The organism is Pseudomonas sp. NFACC25 (assembly GCF_900100935.1).
In the GTDB taxonomy this organism is placed as follows: domain Bacteria; phylum Pseudomonadota; class Gammaproteobacteria; order Pseudomonadales; family Pseudomonadaceae; genus Aquipseudomonas; species Aquipseudomonas marginalis.
Window position 1 is genome coordinate 1 of record NZ_FMUC01000010.1, and the last position, 18478, is coordinate 18478.

General features: G+C 59.9%; 16 protein-coding genes. 8 read left to right on the plus strand and 8 right to left on the minus strand.

All coding sequences use genetic code 11. The features are described from left to right. The 3 genes from BLQ09_RS21365 to BLQ09_RS21375 all read right to left on the minus strand — a co-directional run. The coding region (locus BLQ09_RS21365) for a DUF6531 domain-containing protein (RefSeq protein WP_256568972.1) at positions 1-2609 on the minus strand (2609 nt) is incomplete at its 3' end. Between the two features lie 198 nt (positions 2610-2807). Then, positions 2808-4289 (minus strand): methyl-accepting chemotaxis protein, encoded by a 1482-nt coding sequence (locus tag BLQ09_RS21370; protein WP_092358475.1) that lies wholly within the window; start codon positions 4287-4289, stop codon positions 2808-2810. Between the two features lie 96 nt (positions 4290-4385). Beyond that, positions 4386-5192 (minus strand): TatD family hydrolase, encoded by an 807-nt coding sequence (locus BLQ09_RS21375; RefSeq protein WP_092358477.1) that lies wholly within the window; start codon positions 5190-5192, stop codon positions 4386-4388. Between the two features lie 236 nt (positions 5193-5428). On the opposite strand from BLQ09_RS21375, the gene BLQ09_RS21380 reads away from it, so the two are divergent. From BLQ09_RS21380 to BLQ09_RS21390, 3 genes are all read left to right on the plus strand, one after another. Continuing rightward, entirely contained in the window at positions 5429-6850 is a 1422-nt protein-coding gene (locus tag BLQ09_RS21380; protein ID WP_027606965.1) for an MltF family protein, read from the plus strand. 103 nt (positions 6851-6953) lie between these two features. After that, positions 6954-7388 (plus strand): DoxX family protein, encoded by a 435-nt coding sequence (locus BLQ09_RS21385; RefSeq protein ID WP_027606966.1) that lies wholly within the window; start codon positions 6954-6956, stop codon positions 7386-7388. 261 nt (positions 7389-7649) lie between these two features. Then, positions 7650-7958 carry a hypothetical protein gene (locus BLQ09_RS21390; protein ID WP_065924423.1) on the plus strand — a complete coding sequence of 103 codons (309 nt, stop codon included), beginning with the start codon at positions 7650-7652 and terminating at the stop codon, positions 7956-7958. A gap of 2 nt (positions 7959-7960) precedes the next feature. Here the strand turns inward: BLQ09_RS21390 and BLQ09_RS21395 are convergent, their stop codons facing one another. The 3 genes from BLQ09_RS21395 to BLQ09_RS21405 are packed head-to-tail and all read right to left on the minus strand — an operon-like array spanning position 7961 to position 11370. Then, positions 7961-9706 (minus strand): Gldg family protein, encoded by a 1746-nt coding sequence (locus BLQ09_RS21395; protein WP_027606968.1) that lies wholly within the window; start codon positions 9704-9706, stop codon positions 7961-7963. Positions 9707-9721: 15 nt separating this feature from the next. Then, on the minus strand, positions 9722-10447 hold the full coding sequence (locus tag BLQ09_RS21400; RefSeq protein ID WP_027606969.1) for an ABC-2 transporter permease: 726 nt from the start codon (positions 10445-10447) through the stop codon (positions 9722-9724). Further along, complete coding sequence (locus tag BLQ09_RS21405; RefSeq protein WP_027606970.1) at positions 10444-11370, minus strand: ABC transporter ATP-binding protein; 927 nt, start codon at positions 11368-11370, stop codon at positions 10444-10446. Before BLQ09_RS21405 ends, BLQ09_RS21400 begins: the two co-directional genes overlap by 4 nt. Positions 11371-11580: 210 nt before the next feature. Here BLQ09_RS21405 and BLQ09_RS21410 point away from each other — a divergent pair, with 210 nt between their 5' ends. After that, the gene (locus tag BLQ09_RS21410) at positions 11581-12564 is read left to right on the plus strand and encodes a hypothetical protein (RefSeq protein WP_074844642.1); all 984 of its coding nucleotides are present in this window, start codon (positions 11581-11583) and stop codon (positions 12562-12564) included. A 113-nt stretch (positions 12565-12677) separates the two neighbouring features. Continuing rightward, positions 12678-13151: a transcription elongation factor GreB gene (greB, locus tag BLQ09_RS21415; protein WP_027606972.1), complete on the plus strand. Its 474-nt coding sequence runs from the start codon at positions 12678-12680 to the stop codon at positions 13149-13151. 45 nt (positions 13152-13196) lie between these two features. On the opposite strand, the gene BLQ09_RS21420 is transcribed toward greB, so the two are convergent. Together BLQ09_RS21420 and BLQ09_RS21425 are read right to left on the minus strand one after the other, a co-directional pair. After that, positions 13197-15707 carry an ABC transporter permease gene (locus BLQ09_RS21420; RefSeq protein ID WP_092358479.1) on the minus strand — a complete coding sequence of 837 codons (2511 nt, stop codon included), beginning with the start codon at positions 15705-15707 and terminating at the stop codon, positions 13197-13199. Next, a complete protein-coding gene (locus tag BLQ09_RS21425) occupies positions 15707-16390 on the minus strand; it encodes an ABC transporter ATP-binding protein (RefSeq protein WP_005786391.1) in 684 nt (227 codons plus the stop codon). Before BLQ09_RS21425 ends, BLQ09_RS21420 begins: the two co-directional genes overlap by 1 nt. 10 nt (positions 16391-16400) lie before the next feature. Between BLQ09_RS21425 and BLQ09_RS21430 the strand changes: the two genes are divergently transcribed. From BLQ09_RS21430 to BLQ09_RS21440, 3 genes are all read left to right on the plus strand, one after another. Continuing rightward, positions 16401-17006: an arylesterase gene (locus BLQ09_RS21430; RefSeq protein ID WP_027606974.1), complete on the plus strand. Its 606-nt coding sequence runs from the start codon at positions 16401-16403 to the stop codon at positions 17004-17006. 58 nt (positions 17007-17064) lie between these two features. Then, complete coding sequence (locus BLQ09_RS21435) at positions 17065-17358, plus strand: hypothetical protein (protein ID WP_003172705.1); 294 nt, start codon at positions 17065-17067, stop codon at positions 17356-17358. Positions 17359-17431: 73 nt separating this feature from the next. Continuing rightward, a complete protein-coding gene (locus BLQ09_RS21440; protein WP_027606975.1) occupies positions 17432-18400 on the plus strand; it encodes a L,D-transpeptidase family protein in 969 nt (322 codons plus the stop codon). Positions 18401-18478 lie beyond the last annotated feature (78 nt).

An 18478-nucleotide genomic window follows, 5' to 3' on the forward strand; every position in this document is an offset into this window, starting at 1 on the left:
CCCACGCTGTCCCACTGATACTGGGTCAGCGCGCCATGCTCATCCTCGCGGGCCACCGGCCGGCCAAGATCGTCATAGCGATAACGCTTGATCCCGCCATTGGGCAACTGCTCCTCAATCAGTTGCCCCCGCTCATTCCACACCAGCCGATGGCAACTGTGATCCGGGGACCAAACCCCAACCAGTTGCCCGTATTGGTCGTAGCTGTAATCCGTAACATGTCCGTCGGGATCGGTCTTACGAATGACATCGCCCTGGTCATTGCGCTCGTACTTCCAGACCGCCAGACCCCGCCTTACAACCCGTACGAAGCCATTGTCATGCTCGTAGTACGTCGGCTCATCATCCCCGGGAAATAACGCCACCAACCTTCCGGCTTCGTCGTACTGATACGCCGTCACCGCCCCCAGTGGATCCTGCTCAACCGTCAGCCGGCCTTTGGCATCGTAGGATTTGAAATGCGAAGCACCGTCCGGATCAATCCGCTGCACCAGCCGCGCCCGGTCGTCATGGACGTACACTTCCTGACTGCCATCGGCGTTATGCAGCGTGACCCGGCCGTCGTCCCCCCAGGCATACCGCGTGTCCATCTGGGAAAAACTGGCCCAATGCCGGACACATCGCGCGGCCTTGCCCGCCCGTTCCCATTCCCAGAAGAAACTCGCCCCACCGGCCAGTCCGCGCTCAAGAATCACGTGCTGATCGTCGTAGCGATAAACCTCGCTTTCGCCGACGGCATTGGTCGCCGAGACCAGTCGGCCAGCGTCGTCATAGGCGTAGGAAACGACGTTCTGCTCCGTCACCCATTCGTAAGGCTCATACCCCTTGGCGCGCTGAACCTGATAGTCCACCGCGACGATGTGGCCGGACGAGTAACGCAAAAACAGCGCACACCCCGCGCCGTTATCCAGCCGCTCAATCCGCCCTAGAAAATCCCGAGAAATCCGCAGCCGGTTGTCGTACGCATCACTGATCGAGACCAGCACACCGTCGCGAAAGTGATAAAACCGCGACGCCTGGGCCAACACCAACTCATCCGGCGACGTACCTAAATAGATCGCTGCTTCCGCGAGGCTATTGGTGATGGCGGGTCGAGCAACAGTCGGTAGTGGAAACTCAATCGAGCGGTTCTCATGGTCCGTCCAAACGACGGAATCGCCCGACACCGCAAGCCGATGCGCCAGCGAATGACTCCAGCCAAACCCCAGCCCGCCATCCACTTCCACCGCACTGGTGCGGTACAACCGTGTCCACTCGAACGGCAAGATCCCATCCAACGTGCCGTCGGTGAGGGTGAGCAATTCCTCCCCGGTAACCATCGACACCGGGCAGCCGTTGGTGACGGTCTTATCCGAAGAAGCCGCCGCATCCCCGTTCGGGTTTTTCCCCGAAACAGGCACATCATCGACAGGCTCCTGCCTGACCAACACGGTCTTCTGTGTCTTGTTACGAACCGCCGGCACGGGGTTCGAAACCACATGCTCCCCCGCCTTCAACGGTGCCACCGGTACGGTCTTGATCGCTGTCGCGGGGCCACCGAGCAGCAAAGGCTTCACCGCCTCGACATGCGCGTCCAACGTCGGCCCCACCAACTGATCAGCCAGCCTCTCCAGCCACTTGCGCGCTCGTCCGGATTTGATATGTCCCAGCACCTGAGCGCCCAGGCGAATCTGCACGCCCATGCCACGGGTCGCCCAGATCAGGAACAGATTGATCAACACCTCACCGCTGATCTCGCCCAGCACTTCATACAGCTCGGGCGGCGGCAGCAGGCGTAGCCAACTGACCATGGCCGACAGGTAGATAAACAGCAGCGGCTCATCGCTGAGCACCAACAGCCCCCTTGCGATGGCGTCGTTGCCCAGCCTCAGCAGTTCATCGAGTTCAGTCTGGGAGATGTAGGCCAACAACTTCTGGCTGTTGGCCTTGAGGTCCGCCAACAAGTCATACAGCTGCTTGACGTTGTCCCACAGGTTGTAGAGCGCCTTGGCCATCCCGCTTGAAAACGCCAAAGCTTGCATCGCGCTACGCTCGGGCGGCGTGGCGTTGGCGAAGTCGTCCCATTGGGGCTGGAAGGTCCTGGTCCATTCGTCACGCAGGTGAACTTCCAACCCCGCGATCACCGACTGATAAGACCCATACAGCGCCTGGACGTGATCCTTGGAAACGTTGGGATAGAAGGTGATTTGGTACGGCAGGTTGCGATCACACTCGGTGATTTCGAGGAGGCCGCTGGGGCCGATGGTCTTGTGGATCGGCTCGCCCAACGGGCCGCCATTGGGATCGACGCGCTGCAGCATCACCGGCGTGTTGCCGATGGGCACGAAGCGCGTGCTTTCGAACATATGCACCAGGGTCAGGGTGCCGTTGGCCGGGCACGTGGCGACGGTGCTGCTGGGGATGATTGAGCGATTGATCGGCGCGACCAGCGCTGCCTCATCGCCGACCTTGAAGACCTGCTCGACCTCCAGCGCCGAAGCGCTCCAGAAGCTCCCGGCCCACTCATCAAAGGTATTCAGGCAACCGCGAAAGTCACGAAAGACGCGCTCAACGTCCGGTACCTTGGCATCCATGGGGGCCAGGACAAAGCTGGCAATCACGGGACTCAAGAGGCCGCCCCGACAACCAGGGCATTAACGGGTAGGTGCATCGGCGGTCCCTCGCACTGAATGATCAGGCGAGAGACTTTGGAGGGCTTCGTCAGGTAAAGAAGTCGGCGCTATTCGCCAGGACGGCTAGGAGGGTTCGCCAAGACTTCGGGTAAACGCAGAGTCGATCGTAGGAGTCAGATTACAGGTGGAGAAGCCCTACAGCTTCAGTTGCCCAATCGCCTTGCTCAACTCACCAGCCAACGTCGCCAGCTCATTGCTGGTGGTCGCCGAATCCACGGTCTGTTGCACGGTGTTCTCGGTCACATCACGAATGCTCACCACTGCGCGGTTCATCTCTTCGGCCACGTGGCTTTGCTGTTCGGCGGCGACGGCGATCTGGGTGTTGCTTTCACGCATTTGCGCCACGGCGCTGGTGATTTCGGCGAGCGCCGTGCCGGCTTCCAGGGCTTGTTGTACGCAGTCGTCGGCCTTGAACGAGCTTTCCTGCATGAAGTCCACCGCGTCGCGGGTGCCGGCCTGCAGCGCCGAGACCATGCGGGTGATTTCGTCGGTGGAGCTTTGCACGCGCTTGGCCAGGTTGCGCACTTCGTCGGCGACCACGGCAAACCCACGGCCCATTTCCCCGGCGCGAGCAGCTTCGATGGCGGCGTTGAGGGCGAGCAGGTTGGTCTGTTCGGCGATGCTGTGGATCACACTGACCACGCTGTTGATTTTCTGGCTGTCCTCGGCCAGTTTCTGGATCATTTCGGCGGTCTGTTGCACGCCGGAAGACAGGCCGGCGATTGAATGCTGTACGCGGGTGACCACGTCCTGACCGCTGCCAGCGAGGGTGTCGGCGGCCTGGGACAAGTCGCGGGTGGCACCGGCATGTTGAGCGATATGGTAGACGGTGGCGGTCATTTCGTTGATGGCGGTGGCGGCCTGGTCGGTCTCGCTTTGCTGGCCAAGCATGCCGTGTTGTACCTCATTCATGCTGCTGGCCAATCGAGCGGCACCCTCGTCCAGAAGCCTGGCGGTGCGCGCCACGGTGCTGACCACGCGCTGATAACCGGCTTGCATGGCATTGAAGGCGCTGGCCATCTGGCCGACTTCATCCTTGCAGGCCAACGGCACGCGGGCCGACAGGTCGCCGGTTTTCTCCACGTGCAGCATCACGTCCTTGAGGGTGTTGAGTTGGCTGAGCAGGAAGCGGATCAGCAATTGCGAGGCGCAGAGCATCGCCAGCATCAGGATCAGCACCGCCACGGCATAGTTGGCGAAGCGTTCACTGAATACCTGGCTCAGGCTGGGGGCGTGGGCGAGCACGGCGATGTATTGCCCATCAGGGCGGGCGATCACTTCGGCGCCCATCAGCGTGTTTTCGCCGAACAGCGGCATGGGGTTGAGTTCGACCCAACCCGTGTTGCTGCTCAGGGCTGACAGATCCTGATCGGCCAGCTGTGGGACTTGGCCGCGGGCAAACGTCAGCCAGTGCTCGCTCTTGGGCAGGGCCTTGTCGACCGGCCAGGCTCCGAGCAATTGCGCCTGGGCCTGTGCCGAGGCCTGGGACGCATGGCTGCGCGATTGCTGTTCGAGATGCACGGCGTACAGCACCAGGAGCAGGGTCGTGATAAAGGCGACCGCGTTGACGGCCCAGAATTTGTATTTCAGCGAGATATTGCTAAGCCAGGCACCCATGGAAGGTTTTCTCTGATAGCGGAAACAGCATTGGCAAGGTGCCATTATTGTGCCGCTACTCCGCAAAGCGGTTTTGACATGGGTCAATGCACCGCATCAATCCACGGCAGGCAGCCCAAAAAACGCGCGGGCACAGGCGGTGCTGTGCTGAGCCAGGTCCTCGGCCGTTTCGTTGCGGTGCAGGGCGACTTCGCGCAGCACTTCCGGCAGGTAGGCGGGTTCGTTACGGCCGTTTTTCGGCTTTGGACGCAGGGTGCGCGGCAGCAGGTAGGGCGCATCGCTCTCCAGCATCAGACGACCACGGGGAATTTCCCTGACCAACGGATGCAGGTGCGTCCCACGGCGCTCATCACAGATCCAGCCAGTAATGCCGATGTGCAAATCGAGATCGAGGTAGCTGAACAGCGCCGGTTGTTCGCCGGTGAAGCAATGCACCACGGCGGCGCTCAGGTGGTCGCGGTAGTCCTTGAGGATCTCCAGCAGGCGCTGGTTGGCGTCGCGCTCGTGGAGAAACACCGGCAGTTTCAGCTCAACCGCCAGAGCCAAGTGCTCTTCGAGGACTTTTTCCTGCTGCGGGCGCGGAGAGAAATCCCGATTGAAATCCAGCCCGCATTCGCCCACCGCACGTACGCGGCTTTCGTTGAGCAAACCACGCAGGCGCCTGGCGCTATCGCCGTTCCAATCGCTGGCGGAGTGGGGGTGGATGCCGGCCGTGCTGAACAGGCGCTGGCCGCTGTCATCGAGGTTGACGCACAGTTCCAAGGCCTGTTCGCTGCCGTCGACGCTGGTGCCGGTGAGCACCAATTGTTGCACCCCGGCGGCATAGGCGCGGTCGAGAACGGCCTGGTGCTTCTCGTCGAAACTGGGGTTGGTCAGGTTGACGCCGATATCAATGAGTTGCATGGTGCTATCTCCGCCTGCGGCCGGAAAGCATATCAGAGCTGTAGATTTATAAGAAAAACGAAGAACTACAACGAGTTATAGCTGTCTTTGAACGTCGCAAGTGACATCGTGATTGGCTGCACGCCTTGCACTGTGCCACCGTTGCGCGTCTTGCCAGCGCTTAAAGCGCTCTGTTTCTGACCCCCAACGCCTCGTTTTTCGCGAGGGTGTTGGCCAGTATTCTTTCCGGAGAGCGGATGATCCGACCCTCGGCGTTGCTTATGTTGTGCCTGACGCTGCTGCTGCCCGCGGCGGCGCTCGCGCGTCTGGACGGGCCGCTGGAAGTGACCAGGCCCGGCAAGGTGCGCGACCTGGCGGAGATTCGCTCGAGTCGCACCCTGCGTGTACTGGTGAACCAGAGCCGTAACAGTTCCGGCGAGGTCCAGGGCCAGGCCATCGGTGTCGAATACCATCGCTTGCGTGCGTTCGAGCAATACCTCAATGGCCACGCCCGTGATGGCCAGGAAATCAACCTCAAGATCATTCCCAAGGCCAAGGACCAACTGCTCGGCGCACTCGCCCGTGGCGAAGGCGACCTGGTGGCCCCCGGTGAATTGCTGGATGTGAAGGCCGCACACAAGATCAGCACCAGCGATCCGATCGCCAGCGGTGTGCCGTTATGGCTGGTGGGGGTGAAGGGTGAGCGGCGGTTTACCAAGCTGGAGCAACTGTCCGGGCGTACCCTGGCGCTGACCACCGGCAGCGCGGCGGCGGATGCCATCAGCCAGGTCAACCAGAAACTGGCCTTGCACAAACAGCCGCCGGTCAAGGTGGAATGGGTGGACCCGACCCTGGCGGTGGAGGATGTGCTGGAGATGGTCCAGGCGGGCATTTTTCACCTGACTATTGTCGAGAAGCCGATTGCTGAGCGCTGGTCGAAGATCCTGCCCAAGTTGCGCTTCGACAAGCAGGTGGCAATCAGCGAACCGGGCGACGAGTACTGGTTTGTGCGCCAGGATGCCTCGATGCTGCGGGCCAGTATTGATCGATTTCTCAAGACCTATCGCACGCCGTCCGACCAGGATGTGGCATTCCAGCGCATCTATCGGCGCCTCTACCAGGTGCGCAACCCGCTGGCCCGCGTCGACCGCCAGCGCCTGGAAAAACTGCGCCCGGTATTGCAAAAGCACGCCCGTGAGCAAGGCATGGACTGGCTGAACCTCGCGGCGCTGGCGTTCAAGGAGTCGGCTTTCGACCCGGGTGCGCGCAACAGCGGCGGCCCTACCGGCCTGATGCAGATCACCCCTTCGGCAGCGCAGCGGGTGGGCGTCAACAACATCGAAAGTCTCGACAGCAATGTGCAGGCCGGCGCGCGTTACCTGGCGTTGATCCGTCGCAAATTCTTCGCCAGCCCCAAGCTCAACGAGCGCGAGCGCATGGCCTTCGTATTGGCCGCGTACAACATGGGGCCGGAGCGGGTGCAGGGCATGCGCACCGAGGCCAGGCGTCGGGGACTGAACCCCAATCAATGGTTCTTCCAGGTGGAGCGCATCGCCATGGAGCAGGTGGGGATGGGGGGCGTCAGCTATGTTAATAGCGTCAACAAGTACTACTTGGCGTTCGATCGGGAGCGAGAGTCCCTGGAACCGCAGGCGCCGAAAATCGCCTCACGGAAATAATCTATTTTTTCGATGTTAATCAGGCAGTTTTTCCGCTTTTATCATTGCTTAAACTGATTAATATAGCGGCCAACCAACCCCTACTTCGAAAAGGATCCACCCCATGAGCCCAATGATCAAAAGCGTACTGTCCACTCGTGCCGGCTACGGCCTGACCATCCTGCGCATCGTCGTCGGCATCATCTTTGCCGCCCATGGTTCGCAAAAACTCTTCGGTTGGTTTGGCGGCTATGGCCTGGCGGGCACCGCCCAGTGGATGGAAAGCATTGGCCTGGCGCCGGGTACCCTGATGGCGCTGCTGTCGGGCGGAACCGAGTTCTTTGCCGGCCTGGCACTGATCATCGGTTTGCTGGTACGCCCGGCGGCATTGGGCCTGACCATTCTGTCGCTGGTGGCGATCTTCTCGGTGCATATCCATAACGGCTTGTTCATGGCCAACAACGGTTATGAGTTCGCACTGGCCCTGCTGGGCGGCTCCCTGGCGGTGCTGCTGGAAGGTGCTGGCAAACTGTCTGCCGACCGCGCCATCGCCAACTGACACCGGCACAAAACTCTGAAAAGGCCCACCACTGTGTGGGCCTTTTCGTTGCTCGGGATTCTTGACACCGCCCCACCGGCTTCTCTAGGATGCTGCCCATGCGCCGATTTAAACAGCTAATTGCGGGGCGCCACTGGGTCTTGATAGAACCCGACAGAAGCTTGTTCTCCCCTGGGGAGGCAACTTCGAAATACCGCTAAAGCGCTGGTTCGGTGTTGCCTCTCACCTGCCCGCAGACTTTTGAGGCAGAGACACGACACGATGAATGCACTACGCCCCCTGATACGCCTGGCCCCGATCACCGCGGACCTCACCCAACGCAATCCAAAAATCCTTCTGGGCGGCAAGCATCAGCCTACGCTCTTGCGTTATCTGGACGGGTGGCCACGTCGCAGCGGACGGCCATCGGCATTCTTGATTCAGTTTGTGGAAGATGGCGATTCTCTTGCCCGGTTTGCGAATAACAGCTTCGATCTTGCGGTTATCCAGGCCCCCAGCGCCAGCGACGCGCAGGAAGTCATCCGACAATTGACCCGCATTGCCCGGCAGGGGCTGATTGCCAGGCGTTGAACTCAGTAGAGCGCGACGCTCGCCTGTAGTCGACGCCGTCGATTGCACAGGAAAACCACCCAGGCAACCAGGCATAGCATCAGGGGTATCGCCAGTGCCACGAGCATTTTTATGGCGAACTCCAGGCGATGTACCTGCGCGTATGCCTCGGCTTTCAAGGCATGTAATTCCATTGGCAAGCGCAGTCGCTCCTTGTTGAGTGCAACCAATTGGGTGGTGGTGTCCACGGTCTGGGAGCCGAGCTGCACCTCCGTTGTGCGCAGCATTTGCCATTCATGTTCTGTCCGTAGCAGGCGTTGTTCCAATTCAGTCGCCTTCTGCGTGTAGGCGTGTACGGCGCTGTCGCGCATCCGTTCCAGCCTGTTTGGCGATCTTTGCGTCGACGCGTGCGGGCGAATATTGGTCAGTACATCACTGGCGGACAAGTTATCCAGCGTATTCAAGATAAACAGTGTGTTGCTGTCGGGCGCTGGGCTATTGACTTGATCCGTGAGCAAATCAGTGTCGGCGACTACCACCACATGGATCTGCGCCGCTTTTTGCACTGCTGCCGGCTGTCCTTCCACGTCATCGAGGAATGCTGAATAGGCAGGCCCCTCTATACGGGCTGCAATCACATGGCGTTGTGTTTGGCTGGAGGCCTCATCGGCCGTTGAATCGAGCTCGGTTGCCGAGGCAAGCCGGTCGGTTTCCTGCAACTCGGATTGCAGGGAGCTTTGCAGGAGAGGGGTCAGCGTCGTGCGGCCTTTCTGGCGGCGAAACAGCACGCCGCTGCTTGATACCGTCACGTTATTCAATTTCCAGGTGCTCGGATCGCCTGTGTTCATTGCCTGCCGGGGCAGGTTCAACCTGCCCGGATGCTGCACTGTGAACTTCCCTTTCACAGGTGTGTGCGACGCGGCGTAGCGGTGATCGAGCAGAAACTTGTTCGCCGGCATCTGTATTCCCCAAGCGGCAAGCAAATCAGTCAGTCGGGTATTGGCGGATGGGGTGTTCGAGCTTTGCTCGCTAAACGGGTCGATAAATGCCATCAATTTACCGCCCTTCAATACAAATTGTTCAACCGCATATAACGATTGTTCAGGCAGCGCCTGTGGATGCACGACCATGAGCGTCTTGACCTGTTCCGGCACGCGCTCGGTGCTTGCTCCCAGATTGACCAGGTTGAAATGTCGCTGCAGTTCCTTCAACAATCGGCCCGCGGATTCTCCCATCGCGAGCCCTGACAGCAGTCCGATAGCGGGGCGCTCCGGATGCTGCAACTTGTAGATCAAATGACTGATTTCATATTCGAGCAATGGCTCACGATCCAGGCTGAATGATTCGATGCGTTGCGCTCCATAGCCGGCTCGGGTGCCGATCAGGCCCATGAATCCCGCATTGTCGTCGAGGCCAAACAACCTGGCTTTGTAGGCGTCCTCTGAAAAAGGCATGGGATCAATAAGGTGCAGGTTGATCATGCCTTTTGCTGCTTTTTCGTACTCCATCAACCGGTCTTCGATGCGCTTGCCATAGCGTTTCAAGGTGTAGCTTCGTCCAGGGCTGTCATGGGCATTGAAATAATACAAATCCACAGGGTTTTCCAATGACGCGAGTAACTGTCGTACTTGAGGCGATAGGGTATGCGTTTTTCCTTGTGAGAAGTCCCATCGGATATTTGGAATTTTTCCTACCCAAACTAAGTTAAACGCCAGGAATAGTAACAGGATAACAGTGAGTGTCATGCCGGTGCGCAGAGTAGGTCGCATGGAGGGCTTTCCTTCTCAGCTGTGTCTATAGTTGAGAGTGACGGTCGTCGCTGCGAGAAAGGCCAAGATCATGCTGATGAAGTAAAGCATGTCACGAAGCGTGAACTTTCCATTGTCGATAGCGCTGTACCTCGAAAAAGGGCTGAGGGAGACCAGGCTGTCCACCGCCCAGATGGGGGCTTGATGTTCAAGTGCATCGAGCAAATAAGAGAGTGCGCTGACGATAAGCATAAAGCCTACAGTCAGTATGAAAAGGGCAGTGCGTTGCCGTACCAGTGTGAAAATAAAACAACCGACGGCTAGATAACTGCCCGCCAGTAGCCAGCTCGATATAAATTGCGAGGCAATAACGCTGTTGTCCGCCACTCCCAGGTAGTTGGCAATGATCACGAGAGGGAAGGTCAATATCAGGGCTGTGGCCGCCACGACCCAGGCTGCTAGAAATTTGCCGATAACCCATTCAAACGTGGTGATGGGTAATGTTTTCATCAGGTCGAGAAAACCGGCATTGGACTCGTCCGACCAGAGTTGTGCCGCCAGTACTGGAATCAGCAATAAATAGAGCCAGGGGTGTAGCTGGAAGAAAACCTGCAAGTGACTGCTGTCCTGTTCTGGCCAGGCGCTCATGTGCAACCCCAATGCCACGGACAGTACTGAAAAAATGGCAATGCTCAGATAGGTGCCGGGTGTACCGGCATAGTGGACGAGTTGACGCTTGAATATGACGGGCAGCAGTTTCAAAGGGGAGTCTCTCGGCTCAGATAATGAACTACGTCGCTGAGGCGACCAGGCTCCAGGCTCAGTGAGTTGATTTTCCAGCGACGATTGGCAATGAGCGTATTGATATGGGGGTAGATGGTGTGCCCCGGCATGGCCAGGACGGTCACCGTGCCGGGTGCGTGCCGATGTTCTTCGATGCCTGCCACCCCCGGCAGTACGGCGAGAGCCAGCAGGTCCAAGGGGGCATCTGCGGCGAGGGTGACCGCCTGGAAATGGCGAGAGTCGCGTTGCAGATCTGGCATGGGGGTATCGGCCACCAGGCGATCACCTGCGATCACCAGGGCGCGTGTACAGAGTTCGGATAATTCATCGCAGTGTCGGGAAGCGACGATCACGGTCATTTCTTGCGTCAATGACTGGATGAGGCTCCTGAATTTGTATTTCTGATCAGGTGCCAGCCCCTCGGTCGGTTCATCCAGTAATAGCAAGGCAGGGGCGTGCAGGATGGCCTGGGCAATGGTGACTTTGCGCTTCAAACCGATGGAGAGAGCCTCGAGGGGAGCGTTGAGCACCGGCAACAACTCCAGTTGCGTAGCGGCATAGTCCACCTGTGCGCGTTTTTCGGTGCCGCGCAGTCCGCGAAGGGCCGCGATGTAGTCAAGGAATTCTTTAACCGACATCGTAGGATGACTGACGCATCTGTGAAGTTGGTAGCCGATGAGTTTTTTTGCTCTTAATGGATGGGCTTTAGTATTGAAGCCTTGGATGTTTATATGCCCGCTGGAAGGCGTGGTCGAGCCCGATATTACGTCGAGAAGGGCCGTTTTAACTGTAGGATTTTCTCCGAATAGTCCCAGGCATTCCTGTTTGTTTGCGCTGAATGAAAAATCGCTGATTATTTTCTTATTGTTTAAATGTTTTGTCAGGTTGATGATTTCGATCATTTAGCGTGGTGTGGTCGTGGAGGGAGAGTTTGAAAAGGGTACGAGCAATATCTGTTTTTGGGAACGCCGCTCAGCATTAATAGGAAAAATCCTACGGGCGCGCTAGGCAAGTCGCTGAAACAATTGTTTTGTGTTTTTAACCTTTAATTATTGAGTGATGGTCTGAAGGTTATAGAGACTTTTCGAATTTTGTAATGAGGCCCGATCACCATGATGCTTCTACGTACCCTTGTTCTTGAACGCGACGGTCAAGATGCTCCGGTTAACGGTGCATTGCTCTGTGGGTTTGCTGTAGGCCAGATTGCCTCCAACTTTCTTGTTTATAGCTTGGATGAAGAGGTTGAGCCGGCGAGTTCCAGGGTGTATGTCGCAGCCTTGCGCAAAAAACTTGATCGGTATTTTCTGGGGGGAGTGGAGTCCAAGGAGGACCTGCATGTGGCAATGCATGTTTTCAAGCAAATTCTTACCTCGGCGGCGGCAGGCACTAAAGCCGGTGTTACCGAAACTCAGGTGCCTTATCATTTTATCGATTTAAAAGGCTGCAAGCTGCCGCCTGCGAGGCCCGAAGAGCATCATTCGGTGATCATCAAGAAGGCCCTGGTGATGAAAGTGATCTCCCTGGGAATGTCTGCGCCGGTGCTGCCGGCAATCGAAAGTGCTTCATTAATTGTGCCTTCCATTCGTTTCTCGTCGAAAATGAGTTCATCTGTCAGGGGGGCGAATCCACCCGAGCCTACTCCGCTTCCCGTACCTGAACCTGTCGTAGAAGAGCCCCGGCAGATGTTGGTCGACGCGCCTGTGGCCATCGTCCAGGATGTACCTGTTGTCCTGAATGAGCCAAGCGCCCCGGCGCAGCCGAAGCTTTCGGCGCCCGCGGACGACGACCACTTGTTTGAAGTAGGCAGTACGCTGACCAACCTGGCTCGTGTTGCTCAGGAGCTGGCCCAACAGAAACTCGCTGCGTCGGAGAGGGAAACCGCGCTTGATCAATGGCAGGCCCGCTTGCAGCAGGAGCAAACCCAGTTGGATGAAAGGGGCCGGGATCTGGAGCAGCGCACCGCTCAACTGCATGACCAGTCCCTGGCCGTCAGTCAACGGACCGAAGCCCTGAAGGTGATGACCTCGCAAGTCTCGAGCTTACGCCAGAGCTTGCGGGGCGTGCTGCTTGAATTGGATCAGACGTTGGATAGCTAGACAGGCCTGGCTACTTTCCTGGGTTCATTTATCATCAGCGCCAGCGAACCGACGCCTGGATGTGATTTCCTGCCTTATCGGTACCTATGGACATTGCCTGGGGATGCATGCGTTTGAGTACCAAGCTGATAACCAAAGAAGGTCATGAAGCGCTGAAGAAAGAGTTGGATTACCTGTGGCGCGAAAAGCGCCCGGATACCACGCGCAAGGTGACATGGGCTGCTTCCCTGGGGGATCGCAGCGAGAATGCCGACTACCAGTACAACAAGAAGCTGCTGCGCGAAATCGACCGGCGGGTGCGTTACTTGCGCAAGCGCCTGGAAGACATGCGTGTGGTGGAATACATGCCCGAGCAGGAAGGGAAGGTGTTTTTCGGCGCCTGGGTCGAGATTGAAAACGAACAGGGCGAGACCAAGCGTTTCCGTATCGTCGGCTATGACGAGATTTATGATCGGATGGACTATATCTCCATCGATTCACCGATGGCCCGTGCGCTGCTGCGCAAGGAAGTCGACGATGAGGCCATTGTGCAGACCCCGGGAGGCGAGGTGTGCTGGTGGATCACCGCTATCGAGTACGTGAAGTAAGCGACGTTGACCCGCCCCCCGCAAGGCAGGCGGGTCATTGACCGCTCAGCCCTCGCGCAAAACCGTCAGCGGGCTGGCATTCAGCGCACGGCGCGTGCCGAACACCCCGGCACCGCCGATCAATACGGCGCCGATCACAGGCAGCAGCAACAGCCAGGGGTGCGGTTGCCAGGCCAGGTCGAAGGCATAGCGGTACAGCACCCACGTCACCAACTCGGTACCCAGCGCCGCCAGCAAGCCGCTGACTGCGCCCAGCAAGCCGAACTCGATGCGCCGCGCCTTGACCAGCAGCTTGCGCTCCGCGCCCAGTGCCCGGAGCAGTGCACCTTGGCGAATACGCTCATCCAAGGTGGCTTGCAGGCCGGAGAACAGCACCGCCATCCCAGCGGCCAGCACAAACAACAACACGTACTCCACCGCCAGTGTCACTTGGGCGAGGATGCTGCGCAGCTGCTCCAGCAGCGCCTCGACCTGCAGGATGGTCACCGCCGGGAAGGCGCGGGACAGATCAACGATCTGCTGATCATGCCCTGGCGCGAGGTAGAAGCTGGTCAGGTAGGTGGCCGGCAGGTCCGTCAAGGTTCCCGGTTGGAAAATCATGAAGAAGTTCGGCTGGAAGTTATCCCAGTTGATGGTTCGCAGGCTGGCAACCCGCGCCTCACGGTTTTCCCCAGCGATGGTGAACACCAGGTGATCGTTCAACTTGAGCTTGAGGCTCTGCGCGACCTTGGCTTCTACCGAGACTCCGGGCATTCCATCGGGGGGTTGTTGCGACCACCATGAGCCTTCGGTCAGGGTATTGCCCGGCGGCAGGTCGGCGGCCCAGGTCAGGCTCAAGTCCCGTTGTACGGCGCGGTCACCGCTGGAGTCCTTGCTGACTATTTCCTGTACCGGCTCGCCATTGATACTGATCAACCGACCTGGCACGACCGGGTACAGCGGCGCGGATTGCGCCTGCACTTCCAGCAGGCGGGCACCAAAGGCGTCCTTATCGGCCGGCAGGATATTCAAGGCGAAATAGTTGGGGGCGTCCTTGGGCAGCTGGTTTTGCCAGGTGTCCAGCAATTCGCCACGCAGCAGGGCGATCAAGCCCATGGACAACAGGATCAGGCCGAATGCCAGGGACTGGCCCGCCGCCGCCAGCGGGTGGCGCAGCAATTGGCCCAGGCCCAGGCGCCACGGCAGGGAGGCCCGGGCCAACAGGCGTCGCAGGCTTTGCAACAGCAGCAGAAGCAAGCCCCCCAGAACCAGCGCGGCAACCACGCCGCCGCCCAGCAGGGCGAAGGTCAGCACCAGGTCGAGGCTCAGGCGCCACATGATCAGGCCCAGGGCGAACAACGCGGCGCCGTAGACCATCCAGGTGCTGGACGGGATAGGCAGCAGGTCGCGCCTCAGCACTCGCAGCGGCGGCACGCGACCGAGGGCGGCCAACGGTGGCAGCGCGAATCCCGCGAGAGCAACCAGCCCGGTGCCGATCCCGGCAATGGCCGGCAACAGTCCACCAGGCGGAACATCCGCCGGCAACAGGTCGTGCAGGAAATAGAACAGGCCAAACTGTGCCAGCCAACCGAGCAGGGCGCCGGCCAGGCTCGCCAGCAACCCCAGTACGCTCAATTGCAGGCTGAACAGCAACATGGCCTCGAGTCGCGATAACCCAAGGCAACGTAGCAACGCACTGGCGTCGAAACGGCGGGTGGCAAAGCGGTTGGCCGACAGGGCCACGGCGACGCCGGCCAACAGCACGGCCACCAGGCTGGCCATGTTCAGGTAGCGCTCGGCTTTGCCCAGGGCGCCGCCGATCTGCTGGTTGCCGTCCCGTGAATCCTGAAGACGCTGGTTGGCAGCGAGCCCCGGCTTGATCAGGTCACGATAGGTTTGCAGCGCGGTGCTGGCCTGCGGGCCACGCCACAACTCGCGGTAGCTGACGCGACTGCCTGGCTGGACTACGCCGGTGGCGTCCAGGTCCGCCAGGTTGATCATCACCCTGGGCGTCAGGCTATAGAAGTTGCCGGCGCGATCCGGCTCGTAGGTCAGTACGCGTGCCAGGCGCAAGGTCTTCATACCCACATCGATAGTGTCGCCGACGTTCAGGTCCAGTGCCGTCAGCAGCCGCGACTCGACCCAGGCTTCACCGGGTTTCGGCCCGCCGCCCGGGGTTTCGTCCCCAAAGGGGGCTGCTGCGCTCTTGAGTTGACCGCGTAGCGGATACTGCTCGTTGACCGCCTTGATGCTGGAGAGCTGGATACCATTATCGGTGGCAATGACGCTGGAAAACTCAACCACACGGGCGTGATCCAGGCCCAGTTCGGTCCCGGATCTGATTTGTTCGGGGCGGGCCGGTGAGCTGCCTTCGAGTACCAGGTCGGCGCCGAGGAACTCAGTGGCGCGCAACAGCATGGCGCCGTTGAGGCGGGCGCCGAAATAACCGATGGCGGTACTGGCGGCCACGGCCACCAACAGGGCGAAGAACAACACACGCAATTCGCCGGCGCGGGCATCGCGCAGTAATTGGCGCAGGGCAAGACTGAACAGGCGCAACAGCGGCAAACGTGCCATCAAGGCTCCAGGGGGGCGACCATCAGGCCGGCTTCAAGGCGGATCAGGCGTCGGCAACGATGAGCCAGGCGCTCGTCATGGGTAACCAGCACCAGGGTCGTGCCGCTTTCTTTATTGAGCTCGAACAGCAGGTCGCTGATGCGCTCGCCGGTGTGGCTGTCGAGGTTGCCGGTGGGCTCATCGGCAAACAGCACGTCCGGTTCGGCGGCAAAGGCGCGGGCAATCGCCACCCGTTGCTGTTCGCCCCCGGAAAGCTGGCGTGGGGAATGGGTCAGGCGCTGGCCGAGGCCCACGCGCTCCAGCAGGTGTCTGGCGCGTTCGCGGGCGTCCTTGCGGCCATCCAGCTCCAGCGGCAGCATGACGTTCTCCAGCGCATTGAGGCTGTCGAGCAGTTGAAACGACTGGAACACAAAGCCTACGTGTTCGGCACGGATGCGTGCGCGCTGGTCTTCGTCGAGGGTGCTGAGCGCCTGGCCGGCGAGGGTGACTTCACCGCTGCTGGGCAGGTCGAGGCCGGCGAGCAGGCCGAGGAGGGTGGATTTACCGGAGCCGGAGCTGCCGACGATAGCCAGGCTATCGCCCTTGTTCAGTTCCAGGCTCAGTTCGTGCAGGATAGTCAGTTCACCTTCCGCGCTGGGAACCACTTTGCTGAGGTTCCGCGCGGTGAGAATGCTTGCGCCCATGGAGAATCCGATGCGAATGTGGTTTTTGAGTGCTGGCCTGGCCTTGATGTGCATGGCCCAGAACGCAGCGGCGGGTACAGTCCTGATCGTTGGCGATAGTATCAGTGCCGGTTTCGGCCTGGATACCAGCAAAGGGTGGGTCGCATTGCTGCAGCAACGGCTCAAGAAGGAAGGTTTCGACGATAAAGTGGTCAATGCCTCCATCAGCGGCGACACCAGTGCCGGAGGCCTCGCGCGCCTGCCGGCGGCGCTCGCAGCGCATAAGCCGGACGTGGTGGTAATCGAATTGGGTGGTAACGACGGCTTGCGCGGGCAGCCGCCGGCGCAATTGCAACAAAATCTTGCGTCGATGATCGAGCAGTCCCAGGCCAGCGGTGCGAAGGTACTGTTGCTGGGCATGCAGATTCCGCCCAATTACGGGAAGCGCTATGTCGATGCATTCGCCAAGGTATTCAATGACGTCGCAACGGCCAAAAAGGTGCCGTTGGTGCCATTTTTCCTGGAGGGTATCGGTGGCAACCCGGCGTTGATGCAGGCTGATGGACTGCACCCGGCTGTCGGCGCCCAGGGCAAATTGCTGGAAAATGTCTGGCCGACGCTAAAACCGCTGCTATGACGCTTTTCTACCGGCAGGCTTTCGGCTAAGGTGGCGCCCCCCCGATCTGGAGCCCCCGATGTCGCGTCCTGCCTGGTCCCTGTTTAACTACCAACTGATCGAGCCGGACGAGCAGCTGGATCTGTTCGCCTGCCAGGAAGTGCGGGTGCATCTGGTGACGCGTCAATTGGAACTGGGCGGCTCCATCGACCGCACCCTGTGCGGTACGTTATTGCCGGCGCAGCCGCGTTGGTCCCTGGTCGACCGTTCGATTTTCCAGGACCAGCGCCTGTGCCCTTTGTGCCGGGCGATCCTGGAGTCGCAGAAGCGTGGCACGCCGCCAATCTGGCCCGAGTTGCGTTTCGAGTTGTAGGGGGCAGCTAGAAGTCCGCTTCACGTATACAATCGATTTTTACCTACCCGTCGTTCTGCGAAGGATTTTCCGGATGTTGTCGCGCCTTTCCGTCGTCACCTGCTGCCTGTCTCTTGCTGCCTTGTGTGCGGCCGGTCCTGCCGCCGCCTTGCAGTTGCCCCTGCCACCACCCGGCGAAGACATCGTCGGGCAGGTCCAGGTGATCAAGGCCAAGTACGAAGACACCTTTGCCGACCTGGGTACCACCTACGACCTGGGCTATTCGGAAATGGTCGCGGCCAATCCGGGCGTCGATGCCTGGTTGCCGGGGGCGGGGACCGAGATCGTCCTGCCGACGCGCTTCATCCTGCCGCCGGGCCCCCGTGAGGGCATCGTGATCAACCTGGCGGAATACCGGCTCTACTACTTCCCCAAGGGGCAGGACGTGGTCTACACCTTCCCGCTTGGGATTGGCCGTGAAGGCTGGGGCTCGCCCATTGCGCACACCAGCATCATCGCCAAGACGCCGAACCCGACCTGGACGCCGCCGGCCTCGATCAAGGCCGAGCACGCCGCCAACGGCGACCCGTTGCCCAATGTGGTGCCGGCCGGCCCGGACAACCCCCTGGGGCCGTTCAAGTTCACCCTGGGAACGCCGGGTTACCTCATCCACGGTTCCAACATGAAGTTCGGCATCGGCACCCGTACCAGCCACGGCTGCTTCCGCATGTTCAACAACAACGTGCTGGAAATGGCCGGCATGGTCCCGGTGGGGACGTCGGTGCGCATCATCAACGATGCCTACAAGTTCGGCAGCAGCGGCGGCAAGGTCTACCTCGAGGCGCATACGCCCTTGAACGACGATGGCACGCCGTCGGTGGTCGACAAGCACACGGCAGTGATCAACGCCTTGCTCAAGCGTGAAGACCTGGCCAATAACCTGCGGGTGAACTGGGATCAGGTGCGTGATGTGGTCGCGGCCGAAGATGGCCTGCCCACCGAGATCGGTGTGCCAGGTGCTGCACCGATAGCTTCCAGCGCGCCGATCGACCTGCAGCAATAAGCGTCCGGTCCGCTGCTGAGCCCGCCACGGCCTTGCGCTGCGGCGGGCTTTTTATTGCGCGGGGTTCTGGTCCGAATC

Coding starts and splice junctions, on each gene's coding strand:
- BLQ09_RS21380 (WP_027606965.1), top strand. CDS start 5,429: ATGATCCGACCCTCGGCGTTGCTTATGTTGTGCCTGACGCTGCTGCTG.
- BLQ09_RS21385 (WP_027606966.1), top strand. CDS start 6,954: ATGAGCCCAATGATCAAAAGCGTACTGTCCACTCGTGCCGGCTACGGC.
- BLQ09_RS21425 (WP_005786391.1), bottom strand. CDS start 16,390: ATGGGCGCAAGCATTCTCACCGCGCGGAACCTCAGCAAAGTGGTTCCC.
- BLQ09_RS21375 (WP_092358477.1), bottom strand. CDS start 5,192: ATGCAACTCATTGATATCGGCGTCAACCTGACCAACCCCAGTTTCGAC.
- BLQ09_RS21440 (WP_027606975.1), top strand. CDS start 17,432: ATGTTGTCGCGCCTTTCCGTCGTCACCTGCTGCCTGTCTCTTGCTGCC.
- BLQ09_RS21395 (WP_027606968.1), bottom strand. CDS start 9,706: ATGCGACCTACTCTGCGCACCGGCATGACACTCACTGTTATCCTGTTA.
- BLQ09_RS21410 (WP_074844642.1), top strand. CDS start 11,581: ATGATGCTTCTACGTACCCTTGTTCTTGAACGCGACGGTCAAGATGCT.
- BLQ09_RS21430 (WP_027606974.1), top strand. CDS start 16,401: ATGCGAATGTGGTTTTTGAGTGCTGGCCTGGCCTTGATGTGCATGGCC.
- BLQ09_RS21420 (WP_092358479.1), bottom strand. CDS start 15,707: ATGGCACGTTTGCCGCTGTTGCGCCTGTTCAGTCTTGCCCTGCGCCAA.
- BLQ09_RS21370 (WP_092358475.1), bottom strand. CDS start 4,289: ATGGGTGCCTGGCTTAGCAATATCTCGCTGAAATACAAATTCTGGGCC.
- BLQ09_RS21405 (WP_027606970.1), bottom strand. CDS start 11,370: ATGATCGAAATCATCAACCTGACAAAACATTTAAACAATAAGAAAATA.
- BLQ09_RS21390 (WP_065924423.1), top strand. CDS start 7,650: ATGAATGCACTACGCCCCCTGATACGCCTGGCCCCGATCACCGCGGAC.
- BLQ09_RS21435 (WP_003172705.1), top strand. CDS start 17,065: ATGTCGCGTCCTGCCTGGTCCCTGTTTAACTACCAACTGATCGAGCCG.